The organism is Streptomyces sp. NPDC048288 (genome assembly GCF_043201555.1).
Lineage (GTDB): Bacteria > Actinomycetota > Actinomycetes > Streptomycetales > Streptomycetaceae > Streptomyces.
Genome location: NZ_JBICZD010000016.1, coordinates 95,403 through 108,852, shown reverse-complemented (window position 1 = coordinate 108,852; position 13,450 = coordinate 95,403). Strand labels below are relative to the sequence as shown.

At 71.2% G+C, this 13,450-nt stretch carries 10 protein-coding genes; 3 read left to right on the top strand and 7 right to left on the bottom strand.

Annotated elements, in window-relative coordinates; translation table 11 throughout:
• Positions 1 to 57 precede the first annotated feature (57 nt).
• Positions 58 to 1,290 carry an NADP-dependent malic enzyme gene (locus ACGFZS_RS42335; RefSeq protein ID WP_393799630.1) on the top strand — a complete coding sequence of 411 codons (1,233 nt, stop codon included), beginning with the start codon at positions 58 to 60 and terminating at the stop codon, positions 1,288 to 1,290.
• A 272-nt stretch (positions 1,291 to 1,562) separates the two neighbouring features.
• The gene (locus ACGFZS_RS42330; protein ID WP_393666863.1) at positions 1,563 to 2,528 is read left to right on the top strand and encodes a zinc-binding dehydrogenase; all 966 of its coding nucleotides are present in this window, start codon (positions 1,563 to 1,565) and stop codon (positions 2,526 to 2,528) included.
• A gap of 134 nt (positions 2,529 to 2,662) precedes the next feature.
• Here the strand turns inward: ACGFZS_RS42330 and ACGFZS_RS42325 are convergent, their stop codons facing one another.
• Positions 2,663 to 3,760: a PadR family transcriptional regulator gene (locus ACGFZS_RS42325; protein ID WP_393799629.1), complete on the bottom strand. Its 1,098-nt coding sequence runs from the start codon at positions 3,758 to 3,760 to the stop codon at positions 2,663 to 2,665.
• Between the two features lies 1 nt (position 3,761).
• Positions 3,762 to 4,886, bottom strand: a complete 1,125-nt coding sequence (locus ACGFZS_RS42320; protein WP_393799628.1) for a DUF4097 domain-containing protein — start codon at positions 4,884 to 4,886, stop codon at positions 3,762 to 3,764.
• Positions 4,887 to 5,101: 215 nt separating this feature from the next.
• Here ACGFZS_RS42320 and ACGFZS_RS42315 point away from each other — a divergent pair, with 215 nt between their 5' ends.
• The gene (locus tag ACGFZS_RS42315; protein WP_393799627.1) at positions 5,102 to 5,863 is read left to right on the top strand and encodes a hypothetical protein; all 762 of its coding nucleotides are present in this window, start codon (positions 5,102 to 5,104) and stop codon (positions 5,861 to 5,863) included.
• Positions 5,864 to 5,962: 99 nt separating this feature from the next.
• On the opposite strand, the gene ACGFZS_RS42310 is transcribed toward ACGFZS_RS42315, so the two are convergent.
• The 5 genes from ACGFZS_RS42310 to ACGFZS_RS42290 all read right to left on the bottom strand — a co-directional run bounded on the left by ACGFZS_RS42310 (position 5,963) and on the right by ACGFZS_RS42290 (position 13,132).
• A complete protein-coding gene (locus tag ACGFZS_RS42310; RefSeq protein ID WP_023586593.1) occupies positions 5,963 to 6,142 on the bottom strand; it encodes a DUF6104 family protein in 180 nt (59 codons plus the stop codon).
• Positions 6,143 to 6,268: 126 nt separating this feature from the next.
• Complete coding sequence (locus ACGFZS_RS42305) at positions 6,269 to 10,096, bottom strand: multifunctional oxoglutarate decarboxylase/oxoglutarate dehydrogenase thiamine pyrophosphate-binding subunit/dihydrolipoyllysine-residue succinyltransferase subunit (RefSeq protein WP_393799626.1); 3,828 nt, start codon at positions 10,094 to 10,096, stop codon at positions 6,269 to 6,271.
• A gap of 326 nt (positions 10,097 to 10,422) precedes the next feature.
• Positions 10,423 to 11,565, bottom strand: coding sequence for an ATP-binding protein (locus ACGFZS_RS42300; RefSeq protein WP_393799625.1), 1,143 nt, complete (start codon positions 11,563 to 11,565; stop codon positions 10,423 to 10,425).
• On the bottom strand, positions 11,562 to 12,302 hold the full coding sequence (locus tag ACGFZS_RS42295; protein ID WP_355718510.1) for a response regulator transcription factor: 741 nt from the start codon (positions 12,300 to 12,302) through the stop codon (positions 11,562 to 11,564). The genes ACGFZS_RS42300 and ACGFZS_RS42295 overlap by 4 nt, the downstream gene beginning before the upstream one ends.
• 110 nt (positions 12,303 to 12,412) lie before the next feature.
• On the bottom strand, positions 12,413 to 13,132 hold the full coding sequence (locus ACGFZS_RS42290; protein WP_393799624.1) for a spermidine synthase: 720 nt from the start codon (positions 13,130 to 13,132) through the stop codon (positions 12,413 to 12,415).
• Between the last annotated feature and the right edge of the window lie 318 nt (positions 13,133 to 13,450).

Sequence of the window (13,450 nt, the reverse complement as noted above, 5' to 3'; positions counted from 1 at the left end):
ACCCCCTCACCGGGAGTGGCCGACCCTCAAACCATGCATACCTAAGGGGTAAGACAAGTGGCAGCGGAGATCGTCAATCCTCGCAGCGACAGCACGTCGGGCAATCCGGACCAGGACGGCGGGGCCGAGCCCCTCGATTCCTTCGATCCGGCCTTCGCGCTGCACCGCGGCGGCAAGATGGCCGTGCAGGCCACCGTGCCGCTCCGTGACAAGGACGACCTTTCCCTCGCGTACACGCCCGGCGTCGCGCGCGTGTGCACCGCGATCGCGGAACAGCCCGAGCTGGTCAACGACTACACCTGGAAGTCGTCCGTCGTCGCCGTCGTCACCGACGGCACGGCCGTGCTCGGACTCGGGGACATCGGCCCCGAGGCCTCCCTCCCCGTGATGGAGGGCAAGGCGATCCTCTTCAAGCAGTTCGGCGGCGTGGACGCGGTTCCGATCGCGCTCGCCTGCACCGGTGTCGACGAGATCGTGGAGACCGTCGTCCGGCTCGCCCCCTCCTTCGGGGGAATCAACCTGGAGGACATCTCGGCACCGCGGTGCTTCGAGATCGAGCGCAAGCTCCAGGAGCGCGTCGACATCCCGGTCTTCCACGACGACCAGCACGGTACGGCCGTGGTGACGCTGGCGGCGCTGCGGAACGCGGCGCGGCTCAGCCGGCGGGAGATCGGGCAGCTCCGGGCGGTCATCTCGGGCGCCGGCGCGGCCGGGGTCGCCATCGCCAAGATGCTGGTCGAGGCCGGCATCGGGGACGTGGCCCTGGCCGACCGCAAGGGCATCATCTCGGCCGACCGCGACGACCTCACCGAGGTCAAGCGCCAGGTCGCCGGCTTCACCAACAAGGCCGGGCTCAAGGGCACCCTCGAGGACGCGCTGGCCGGCGCCGACGTCTTCATCGGCGTCTCCGGCGGTACGGTCCCGGAGGAGGCGGTCGCCTCCATGGCGGACGGCGCCTTCGTCTTCGCGATGGCCAACCCGAACCCCGAGGTGCACCCCGACGTCGCCCACAAGTACGCGGCGGTCGTGGCGACCGGGCGGTCGGACTTCCCGAACCAGATCAACAACGTGCTGGCGTTCCCGGGCATCTTCGCGGGCGCGCTCCAGGTGCGGGCGTCCCGGATCACCGAGGGGATGAAGATCGCGGCGGCGGAGGCGCTGGCGGCGGTCGTCGGCGACGATCTTGCCGCCGACTATGTCATCCCGTCTCCGTTCGACGAGCGGGTTGCTCCTGCGGTGACCGCGGCGGTGGCGGCGGCCGCGCGGGCCGAAGGGGTTGCGCGGCGGTGACCTGAATGGCCTCGCCCTGTTGGGGCGGGGCCATTTCTTTGCCCACCCGCCCACCCGATCGGGTGTTCGCGAGGTGACCGTCGTGCTGGGGGCTGCCGCCCCCAGGCCCCCGCGTGGGGGGAGGGGGCGGTAGGGGCGTGGTCGGGTGCCGGTGGGTGGGGGCTTGTCGCGCAGTTCCCCGCGCCCCTGACGGGGCGCGTTGTGCGCAAGAGGGGATGTGTCACAGGGGCGTCCGGTTTCGCGTGCGGCGCCGGGAACCTATCGTCGGCCTTATGTTCGCCGTCTACGCCGCCCGAATCGACCGCGACCAGCCGCTCTCCGGCCTTGAGTTGGGGGAGCGTCCCGCCCCCGAGGCCCGGCCAGGCTGGAGTACCGTCGACGTCCGGGCCGCCTCCCTCAACCATCATGACCTCTGGTCCCTGCGCGGTGTCGGTCTCCCGGAGGGCCGGCTGCCGATGATCCTCGGCTGTGACGCCGCCGGCGTCGACGAGGACGGCAACGAGGTCGTCCTGCACTCCGTGATCGGGCAGAGCGGTCACGGGGTCGGCCCCGACGAGCCCCGGTCCATCCTCACCGAGCGCTACCAGGGCACCTTCGCCGAGCGGGTGGCCGTACCCACCTGGAACATCCTGCCCAAGCCCAAGGAGCTCTCCTTCGCGGAGGCCGCCTGTCTGCCCACCGCCTGGCTGACGGCGTACCGGATGCTCTTCACCAACGCGGGTGTACGGCCCGGTGACTCGGTCCTCGTGCAGGGCGCGGGCGGCGGTGTCGCCACGGCCGCCATCGTGCTCGGCAAGGCGGCGGGCCTCCGGGTCTTCGCCACCAGCCGGGACGAGGCGAAGCGGAAGCGGGCCGTGGAACTGGGCGCCGTCGAGGCGGTGGAGTCGGGGGCCCGGCTGCCGCAGCGCGTGGACGCGGTCATCGAGACCGTCGGCGCCGCCACCTGGTCCCACTCGGTGAAGTCGCTGCGACCCGGCGGCACCCTCGTCATCTCCGGCGCCACCAGCGGCGACCGGCCCTCGCACGCCGAGCTGACCCGGATCTTCTTCCTCGAACTGAAGGTCGTCGGCTCGACCATGGGGACCAAGGACGAGCTGGAGGACCTGCTCTCCTTCTGCGCCGCCACCGGCGTACGCCCCGTCATCGACGAACTCCTCCCCCTCGACCGCGCCCGCGAGGGCTTCGAACGGCTGGAGTCCGGTGACCAGTTCGGGAAGATCGTGCTGACCCGCTCCTGAGCGCGAGGGGGGAGAGGGCTGGGTCGGGGCGGGCCGGGGCGGGTCGGTCGTGTGTCCGGGCCCGCCTTCGCCCGCCTCGTCCGTCTTGCCTGCCTCGCCTGCCTCGCTCGTCCCGTCTGTCTGGCTCGCCGGTCTCAGTGCTTCGCTTCGCGCAGCAGTGCTCCGATGTGGGCCGCCGCCGTGGACAGGTGGCGGCGGGCGTCGCGGAGCTGGTCCGCGGTGACTCCGTGGTCGCGGGCCGCGTCGCGGATGTCGTCGCGGAAGCGGTCCAGCAGCCGGTCGAGGTCACGGACCGGGTCGCCGGTGCCGGTCTCGTCGCCGTGCGCCCACGACGGGACGTACTGCGCCGGGAAGTCCTCCGGGGTGTTCGAGTACTCCGGTGCGGGCGCCGGCGCGGTCGCGGACGTCGACGGCGGCTTGCGGAGGTCCGGGCCGGTACCGGATTCCGGCTCGGCGCGGCCGCCGAAACCGAAGTCCCTGCCGAACTCCTTGCCGTAGTCCTTCCCGAAGTCGCCGAACTCCTTGGCGAGTTCGGTAAGTCCCTCGCGGACCCCCGTGGGCCAGTCGCCGCGCGCGAAGTGGTCCTGGACGTGGTCCTGCACCCGGCGGGCGATGCGCTGCATCTCCTCCTGGGCCTGGGCCCGCGCCCGGGCCTGGGCCTCCTGGGCCTGCCTGCGGGCCCGCTGGGCCTCGTCCCGGGCCCGGCGGCTCTCGTCCTTGGCGCGGCGGGCCTGTTCCTTCCACTCCTGCTTGACGCGCCGCATCTCCTCCTTGGCGGCCCGCCACGACTCCTTGTCGCCCAGGTCGCCGAACTCCCCGGCCCCGGCCCCCGTCCCGGCGCCGCGCCGGGCCTCGGAGGCGGCCGCCCGCACCTCGCGGCGCAGATCGCCGGCGGCACCGCGTACATCGGCCCTTATCTCGGCGGCGAGTTCGGCAACGGACTCCCGGATCTCCAGCTCCAGGTCGGCCAGTTCGCCGCTGCGGTCGGCCAGTTCGGCCCGGCCGGCGTCCGTGATGGCGTAGACCTTGCGGCCGCCCTCGGTGGTGTGGGTGACCAGGCCCTCGGCCTCCAGCTTGGCGAGGCGGGGGTAGACGGTGCCCGCCGACGGTGCGTACAGGCCCTGGAAGCGTTCTTCGAGCAGCCGGATCACCTCGTAGCCGTGGCGCGGCGCCTCGTCCAGCAGCTTGAGCAGGTAGAGGCGGAGGCGGCCGTGGGCGAAGACGGGAGGCATGTCAGAGCACCTTCTTGTCGGTCGAACCGTCGGCCGGGGCTGCGGGCTTGGACTCGGGGGCGTCGGAGCCGGACTCGGGGGCATCGGCGTCCGCGTCGGCATTGTCTCCCGGCTTGCTGTGCGGCCCTGCGCCGGTGGGGGCGGCGGAGGGGCCCACCGGGCCTACCGGTCCGACGGGTCCGACCGGTCCGACGGGGCCCACCGGTCCGACGGGGCCCACCGGCTCGCTCGGCCCGCCCGGGCCGCCCGGGCCGCCCGGTCCCGTCGGGCTCGACGGCGGGGTGGACTCCCAGGCCGTCCGCTCGTCCTCGTCCTCCTTGGGTGGGCGGCGCAGCAGGGCGATGGAGCCGGAGACCGTGGTGGCCCGGAGCTTGCCGTTGCCCGCGCCGAGGCGGCCGGTGATCTTGTGGGCGCCCCACTGGCCGTGCACCCGCAGTCCGTCGAAGGCGTTGGAGATCGAGCCGCTCGCGGTGTTGGCCTCGACCTCGGCGTCGGCCGGGTGGGGCAGCCGGATGGCGATCTCGCCGGAGACGCTGGTCAGCCGGACGTCGGTCGGGCCGTCCGGGTCCAGGTCGATGATCATGGAGCCGCTGACCGAGTCGGCGCGCACGGCGGAGCCCGAGCCCTCGACCACGGTCAGGTCGCCGGAGACGGAGTTGAACCGCAGGTCACCGGTCACGGCCTGAGCCTCCAGGTTTCCGGAGACGGTGTCCGCGCGGACCTCGCCGGAGAGGCCGACCAGTGTGGTGTCGCCGGTGACGCCCTTCACCACCGAGGTGCCGTTGATCCCGGAGACGACCGCGGCGGCGCCGACCACGCCCACCTCCACGCGGGTGTCCGCCGGGACGGCGAGCGAGACCACCGCGCTGCGCCGCCAGCCCTTGCGGTCGAGCCACTTGAGGAAGCCCTTCCAGGGCAGGTCCTCGTAGGCCACGGTGAGGGTGCCTCCCTCGTAGGTGACGATCAGGGGCGGGCCCTCGATCTCGGAGACTTCCAGGCGGGCGGAACCCTCGTCCGTGCCCACGACGTTGACTGTTCCGTTGACGATGCGGACATGCAGATCGCCCACGGGGGCGTCGAAAACGAGCTTGTCGGGCTTGGCGACGGACCACTCGGACTTGGACATGGTGCGGACCTCCCTCGGCCGGGTACGGCGGCTGTACCGGTACGCGCATGCACGGCTCGCGCCATATCGCGTCTTCCGTGAAACACGATATATCGTGGCTGCGGGAAGTCAAGACACCCATTCGTGTGAGGGGGGCGGGTCGGCGCTTGACGCCGAGGGGGCTCGGCCAGGTGCTAAATCGGGCGGCGAGCGGACGCATTGCTTAGCGTGTGTCCATGCCGACGGATGCATCGACAGCCCCCGGCGCCCTGCTCCTGTGCCGGGCCGCCCCCGACGCCGTCGCCCCGCTCGCCCCCCTGCTGCGGGAGCGGATGCTGCTGACCGGGGCCGGCGAGTGGAGCGTCCTCGTTCCCGAGGGCTCACCGTGGCTCCGCGCGGGCGAACCCGTCGACCGTGTCCTGACCGGCTGGGCCGCCGCGCTCGCCGTGGGTTCCCCGTGGCCGGTGCTGGGGCTGTGGTGGGACGCCGACCGCGCGGGCTACACCCTCGCTTCCGGCTTCCGCCGCCCGGTCGGCTATGTGTGGCTCGCCGACGGCACGCCCGCCGGGGAGGGCGAGGCGATGCACACGTTCGCGGCGCGGCTGGGGCTCGACCCGGTGCTGGACGCTCAGCTGCTCGACGGGCTGACCGTGCCGGACCCGGCCGCCGACGCCCGCGCGCGGCTGCACGGGCTGCTCGCGGTCCTCGCGCGCGCGGGGGTGGAAATGCCGGAGGGCCTCGACGCCGGCGAACCGGCCCACCGCCTGCTGGGCGCGGTGGCCGACGCGAGGCAGGTCGAGGGCGCCGGCCCCGACGGGGCCCGGGGAGCGGGGATGCCGCGGGCCCACTGGCTGGCCTTGGCCGAGCTGGCCGTCGGGGCGCCGGTCGCCGCGTGGGCGGTGCGGCGGCGCAGTGTGGGGTGGGCGGCGGTGGGGGCGGTGCTGATGGTGCACGGGGGGCTGGAGCTGTCGTACGAGACGGTGTTTCCGCGGGACTGACCGGCGGGCCGACCGGGGCCGACCGGGGCCGGCGGGGTCGTATTTTCGGCTGCGCCCCTGACGGGGCGCGTTCCCTGACGGGGCGCGCTCCCAGGGGCCCTACTCCTCGTCCTCGTCGTCCAGCCGCGCCAGCCACGTCGCCAGGCGCTCCACCGGGACCTCGAAGTCGGGGTTGAGGTCGACGAACGTGCGGAGTTGCTCCGCGAGCCACTCGAAGGTGACCTCTTCCTCGCCGCGCCGCTTCTCCAGTTCCTCGATGCCTCGGTCGGTGAAGTACATGGGGTGCTCTCCTGCTGCCTGCATGGGTGGGTGCCCGGTGGTGGGCGTCTACCAGCCTAGGCGGACGCCGAAGGGCCCGGCCCCCGCGTACGGGAACCGGGCCGTTTCTGGCAGTGCTCCGCGGGCTTACGCCTCGAAGACCTCGCGCACCAGCTGCTCCTGCTCGGCCTGGTGGCGCTTGGCCGAACCCACCGCCGGGGACGACGAGTGCGGGCGGGAGATGCGGCGGAGGCGCTCGCCGGCCGGGACGTCGGCGCCGACGGCCAGGTCCAGGTGGTCGATCAGGTTGAGCGCGATGAACGGCCAGGCACCCTGGTTCGCCGGCTCCTCCTGGGTCCACAGGTACTTCGCGGCGTTCGGGTACTTGTTGACCTCGGCCTGGAGCTCCGCACCCGGCAGCGGGTACAGGCGCTCGAGGCGGATGATCGCCGTGTCCGTGACACCGCGCTTCTGCCGCTCGGCCTCCAGGTCGTAGTAGACCTTGCCGGTGCAGAAGACGACCTTGCGGACCGCGTTCGGGTCGACCGAGGAGTCGCCGATGACCGGGCGGAACTGGCCGTTCGTGAACTCCTCCGCCTTGGACGCCGCCGCCTTGAGACGCAGCATCGACTTCGGGGTGAAGACGACCAGCGGCTTGTGGTGCGGGTTGTGCACCTGCCAGCGCAGGAGGTGGAAGTAGTTCGACGGGAGCGTCGGCATCGCGACCGTCATGTTGTTCTGGGCGCAGAGCTGCAGGAAGCGCTCGATACGGGCCGAGGAGTGGTCCGGGCCCTGGCCCTCGTAGCCGTGCGGGAGCAGGAGCGTGACGCCGGACGTCTGGCCCCACTTCTGCTCGGCCGCCGAGATGTACTCGTCGACGATCGACTGGGCGCCGTTGGTGAAGTCACCGAACTGCGCCTCCCACATCACCAGCGCGTCCGGACGGGCGAGCGAGTAGCCGTACTCGAAGCCCATCACCGCGTACTCGGAGAGCAGCGAGTTGTAGACGTTGTAGCGGGCCTGGTCCTCGGACAGGTAGAGGAGCGGCGTGTAGTCGGCGCCCGTCTCCCGGTCGATGAGGACCGCGTGGCGCTGGCCGAAGGTGCCGCGCTGCGAGTCCTGGCCGGACAGGCGCACCGGGGTGCCCTCCATCAGCAGCGAGCCGATGGCCAGGGTCTCGCCCATGCCCCAGTCGATCGTGCCGTCCTCGATCATCGCCGCCCGGCGCTGCAGCTGCGGCAGCAGACGCGGGTGGACGGTGAAGTAGTCCGGGATGTTGACCTGGGACTCGGCGATGCGCTTCACGACCTCCGCGGAGATCGCGGTCGGCACGGCGACCGGGAAGCCGTCCTGCGGCTCGTGCGCGGGCGCGGCGGCCGGCTGCGCGGTGGCCTCGCGGACCTCCGTGAAGACCTTCTCCAGCTGGCCCTGGTAGTCCTGCAGGGCCTGCTCGGCCTCTTCCAGGGTGATGTCGCCGCGACCGATCAGGGACTCGGTGTAGAGCTTGCGCACCGAGCGCTTCTTGTCGATCAGGTCGTACATCAGCGGCTGGGTGAAGGCCGGATTGTCCGACTCGTTGTGACCGCGGCGGCGGTAGCAGATGAGGTCGATCACCACGTCCTTGTTGAACGCCTGGCGGAACTCGAAGGCCAGGCGCGCGACACGCACGACGGCCTCCGGGTCGTCGCCGTTCACGTGGAAGATCGGGGCCTCGATCATGCGGGCCACGTCGGTGGCGTACATGGAGGAGCGCGAGGACTCGGGCGCCGCCGTGAAGCCGACCTGGTTGTTGATGACGATGTGGACCGTGCCGCCGGTGCGGTAGCCGCGCAGCTGCGACATGTTCAGGGTCTCGGCCACCACGCCCTGGCCCGCGAAGGCCGCGTCGCCGTGCAGCGCGACCGGCAGGACCGTGAAGTCCGTGCCGCCCTTGTTGATGATGTCCTGCTTGGCGCGGGCGATGCCCTCGATGACCGGGTCGACCGTCTCCAGGTGGGACGGGTTCGCGGCCAGCGAGACCGTGATCTGCTCGCCGTCCAGGCCGGTGAAGGTGCCCTGGGCGCCCAGGTGGTACTTCACGTCGCCGGAGCCGTGCATCGACTTCGGGTCGAGGTTGCCCTCGAACTCCCGGAAGATCTGCGCGTACGACTTGCCGACGATGTTGGCGAGGACGTTCAGCCGGCCGCGGTGGGCCATGCCGATGACGACCTCGTCCAGGCGGGACTCGGCCGCGCTGTCGATCACCGCGTCGAGCAGCGGGATGACGGACTCGCCGCCCTCCAGGGAGAAGCGCTTCTGGCCGACGTACTTCGTCTGCAGGAAGGTCTCGAAGGCCTCCGCCGCGTTCAGGCGGCGCAGGATCCGCAGCTGCTCCTCGCGCTCCATCTTGGAGTGCGGGCGCTCCACGCGGTCCTGGATCCACTTGCGCTGCTTCGGGTCCTGGATGTGCATGAACTCGATGCCGGTGGTGCGGCAGTACGAGTCGCGCAGCACACCGAGGATGTCGCGCAGCTTCATCATCGACTTGCCGGCGAAGCCGCCGACCGCGAAGTCGCGCTCCAGGTCCCACAGGGTGAGGCCGTGCTCGGTGATGTCCAGGTCGGGGTGCTTGCGCTGCTTGTACTCCAGCGGGTCGGTGTCGGCCATGACGTGGCCGCGGACCCGGTAGGAGTGGATCAGCTCGAAGACGCGGGCGGCCTTGGTGACGTCGTCGTCGTGCGAGGCGTCGATGTCCTTGAGCCAGCGGACCGGCTCGTAGGGGATGCGCAGCGCCTCGAAGATCTCGTCGTAGAAGCCGTTCTCGCCGAGGAGGAGGTTCGCGACCTGGCGCAGGAACTCGCCGGAGGCGGCGCCCTGGATGACCCGGTGGTCGTAGGTCGACGTGAGCGTCATGACCTTCGAGATGCCGAGCTTGTTCAGGGTGTCCTGGCTGGTGCCCTGGAACTCCGCGGGGTAGTCCATGGAGCCGACGCCCATGATGACCGACTGGCCGGGCATCAGACGCGGGACCGAGTGGACGGTGCCGAGGCCGCCGGGGTTGGTCAGGGAGACCGTGACGCCGGTGAAGTCGTCCATCGTCAGCTTGTTGTCGCGGGCGCGACGGACGATGTCCTCGTAGGCCTGCCAGAACTCGAAGAAGTTCAGCGTCTCGGCCTTCTTGATGCCGGCCACGACGAGCTGGCGGTCGCCGTTGGGCTTCACCAGGTCGATGGCCAGGCCGAAGTTCACGTGCGGCGGCTTGACCAGGGTCGGCTTGCCGTCCTTCTCCGCGAACGAGTAGTTCATCGACGGCATGGCCTTGAGGGCCTGCACCATCGCGAAGCCGATCAGGTGCGTGAAGGAGATCTTCCCGCCCCGGGCGCGCTTGAGGTGGTTGTTGATGACGATGCGGTTGTCGAACAGCAGCTTCACCGGGACCGCGCGGACCGAGGTGGCCGTCGGCACCTCCAGCGAGGCGTTCATGTTCTTCGCGACGGCGGCGGCCGGGCCACGGAGCGTGATCAGCTCGGGACCGTCGGGAGCCGCGGTGGCGGGCGCGGCCTGCGCGGCGGCGGCCGGCTTGGCTGCGGCCGGCTTGGCGGCGGCGGGCTTCGCGGGCGCCGGTGCGGGCGCAGCGGCCTTGGGAGCCACCGGGGCGGCCGGAGCAGCCGGGGCGGGCGCCGGGGCGGCGGGCGCGGCCTGCGCGGGCGCCGGGGCGGCCGGAGCCGCGGCCTGCGGTGCCTGCGCGGGTGTCGTGGTGGTGCCCGCGGCCCCCGCGGCCGCGGTACCCGCCGGAGCCGAGGCGGCGGGCGCTCCCGGCTTGTAGTCGGCGAAGAAGTCCCACCAGGCTCGGTCTACCGAATTCGGGTCCTGGAGGTACTGCTGATAGATCTCGTCGACGAGCCATTCGTTCGGTCCGAACGCGGCTGCGGGGTTCTTGCCCGCTTGGTCTGCGTCGGTCGAGATGCTCGAGTTACTGGGGGACTGTGGCGACACGGCGGCAACCGCCCTCTTCCGCTTCACAAGGTGATGGACAGCGGGAATAAAGGCTACGCCTCCAAGACCGCGAAGGTCAGGTCGGGCCGGTTCATCGTCGCGTAAGTCACATCGAAAACTGTGTTTCAGGGCTTGATATGGCGGGAAACAAGCGTGGTTGCGTTGCAAAAGGACTGAACCAGGCATGGCTCCGCCGCCCCGGAGATCACTTCGCTCCGGTCTCCGCCGCGACATGCGCGGAGTCCGCACCTGATCACACGTGTCCGGCTGCGCCGACGACCGTGGGGACCACAGGTGGATCTTGAGGCTCCGGATCGAACTTTACGTCAACTTGGCACGGATGAAAGCCCCGGCAGAGTGACGATAATCCTGCAGCCCCGGTCGGATTCGGCCACGCCGATCCGGCCGCCGTGCAGATCCACCGCCCACCGGGCGATCGCCAGCCCGAGTCCGGTGCCGCCGTCGCTGCCGGGTCCGTGCGGCCGTCGTACGGCGCCCCGGTTGAAGCGCTCGAAGACCCGGTGCCACTCCGAGCGCGGAATGCCGGGGCCCTCGTCCAGGACCTCCAGCTCCAGCGACTCCGGCTGCGGCCCGCGCCGCGCCTTCACGGTCACCCGGCCGTGTGCCGGGCTGTGCTTGACCGCGTTGTCGATGAGGTTCGACACGACCTGGTGGATGCGCTCCGGGTCGGCGTGCGCGGTCAGCTCGGGCGGGGAGACGTCGAGGTGCAGATGGACGTCCGTACGCGTGTGGCTGCCCGAGTTGGAGGCGAGGCCGCGGGCTCCGACGACCATGTTGGCCTCCTTGAGCACGCCCGAGAGGTACGGCCACACCTCGAAGCGGCGCTGGCGCAGCGGGACGACCCCGTTGTCGAGCCGGGAGAGGTCCAGCAGGGTCTCGACGAGGCGTCCGAGGCGCTCGGTCTGCTTGAGGGCCGTACGCATCGTCTCGGTGTCCGGCTCGGCGATGCCGTCGACGACGTTCTCCAGGACGGCCCGCAGCCCCGCGATGGGCGTGCGCAACTCGTGCGAGACGTTGGCGACCAGCTCCTTGCGCTGGCGGTCCTGGGCCTCCAGCTCGTCGGCCATGACGTTGATCGTCTCGGCCAGGTCGCCCAGCTCGTCCCGGCGGTTCTCGCGCACCCGGCGCGTGTAGTCGCCCTGGGAGATCGACCGGGCCACCGTGTTCATGTCGTCCAGTGGCGCGGTGAGCGAATGGGCCACGAACTGCGTTATCAGCAGTGTGGCGATCATCGAGAAGACCGTGATGAAGCGGAGCTCCGTCTTGGTGTGCACGGCGATCATCGACAGGCCCGTCGTGATCAGCACCGAGACGACGACGAGCGCGCCCAGTTTGGTCTTGATCGAGAACGGGCGCACTCCGCCCCAGGGCTCTTCCCCGGGTCCTCCGGGGCCTCCGGGTCCGCCCGGCCCCCCGGGTCCTCTTGGTCCGGTCGGCCCGGCGCTCATGGCGTCGGTGTCTCCAGCGCGTAGCCCACACCGTGCACGGTACGGATCCGCTCGGCGCCGATCTTCCGGCGCAGCGCCTTGATGTGGCTGTCGACCGTGCGGGTGCCCGAGGCGTCCGCCCAGTCCCACACCTCGGCGAGCAGCTGCTCACGGGAGAGCACCGCGCGCGGGGTGTTGGCGAGGCACACCAGCAGGTCGAACTCGGTCGGGGTGAGGTGCACGTCCTCGCTGCGCACCCGGACCCGGCGCTGTGCGTGGTCGATCTCCAGCTCGCCCAGGCGCAGGATGCCGGAGCGGGGCGTGGAGGCGGCGATGGCCGCCCGCTCCACCCGGCGCAGCAGTACGTGCACGCGTGCCGCCAGTTCCCGCATGGAGAACGGCTTGGTCATGTAGTCGTCGGCGCCGACCCCGAGGCCGACCAGCATGTCGGTCTCGTCGTCCCGCGCGGTGAGCATCAGCACCGGCACCGGCCGGGCGGCCTGCACGCGCCGGCAGACCTCCAGGCCGTCGAAACCGGGCAGCATGATGTCGAGGATCAGCAGGTCGGGCTGCCAGGCCTCGGCGGTGTCGACGGCGGCCGGGCCGTCACCCGCGGTTTGCACGAGAAATCCCTCGGCGCGCAGGCGGGCCGCGATGGCGTCGACGATCGTGGGATCGTCCTCGACGACCAGAACCCGGCGCTGGGCGCCCGGAGTTGCCGCCGCCGCGCTGTTGTGGGAGGTGTGTGTCTGCTCCATCGCCCGCCCCTGTGTGCTTTCCGGAACCAGTGGGGTGATCCCATGACTGCGATTGACGCTTGAATGATCCGCGTCAGGGATGCACATTACGGGGACAGGAGGCGCACTCGCTATCCAGGGCGGACGGCAAGGTGAACGACGTCCGGAACGCCCCGGGCAACCGGGATCTCTTCGGTACGCACCCGCTGGAACCCGGCATTCCACAAGGTTCCCTCGAATTCCGCAGAGGGCTGCGCCGACCATACGGCCAGTACCCCACCCGGTCTCAACACCCTTGCGCAGCTTGCGAGTCCGGCCGGTGAGTAGAGCCCCTCGTTGTCCTCGTCGACGGTCCAGCCGGGGCCGTTGTCGATGTCCAGGCACAGCGCGTCGAACGTGTCGTAAGTCTCATTGACGTAGGTCACGAGATCGTCCTCGACGATCACCGTGCGCGGATCGGCGAACGCGCGTGCGGAGAGCGCGGACAGCGGTCCGCCGGCGCGGTGCCAGTCGACGACCGCGGCCTCCCGTTCCACGACCGTGATCCGCCCCCAGTGGGGATCCCGCGCGGCGTGCGCGAGCGAGAACCCGACGCCGAGTCCGCCGATCAGCACCGCCGGATCCGGCCGCCCGTCCAGGGCCGCCCGCGCGGCGTCCACCAGCAGCCGCTCCGAGCGGCCGTCGGAGGTGTCCATCAGGAAGCAGCCGTTGGCGATGATCTGCAGCAGGTCGCCGTGCCGGCGCAGGACCACCTCGCCGTACGGCCCCGTGCGGCGGTCCAGCACCACGGGAGGGCGGTCGGACAGGACGGACAGGACGGACAGGTCGGACCGGGGGGCCGCGGGAGTCATGGCCGTCATCCTGCCCCAACAGGGCTTTGCGGCCACGCGAATTACGGGCGTCGGGCCGCTGCATCACGGGCGTCGGGTCGTCGCGTCATGGGCGTCGGGCCGCGGTATCACGGGCGTCGGGCCGTCGAGTTCACGGGCGTCGGAGCGTCGTACAGGCGTCACCCGTTCGAGGGGCTGCCCGGCGCTGCGGGCCCGTCGGCGGCCGGATGCGGCTCATATGGTTCCTCCTGGCCCCTCTTGATTCTTCAGAAAATCCTGTGAATTGCCCGCCGCGTGGCCTCGGTCATAGACAGCGGCTGGTGGCACGGCGAAGGGTGG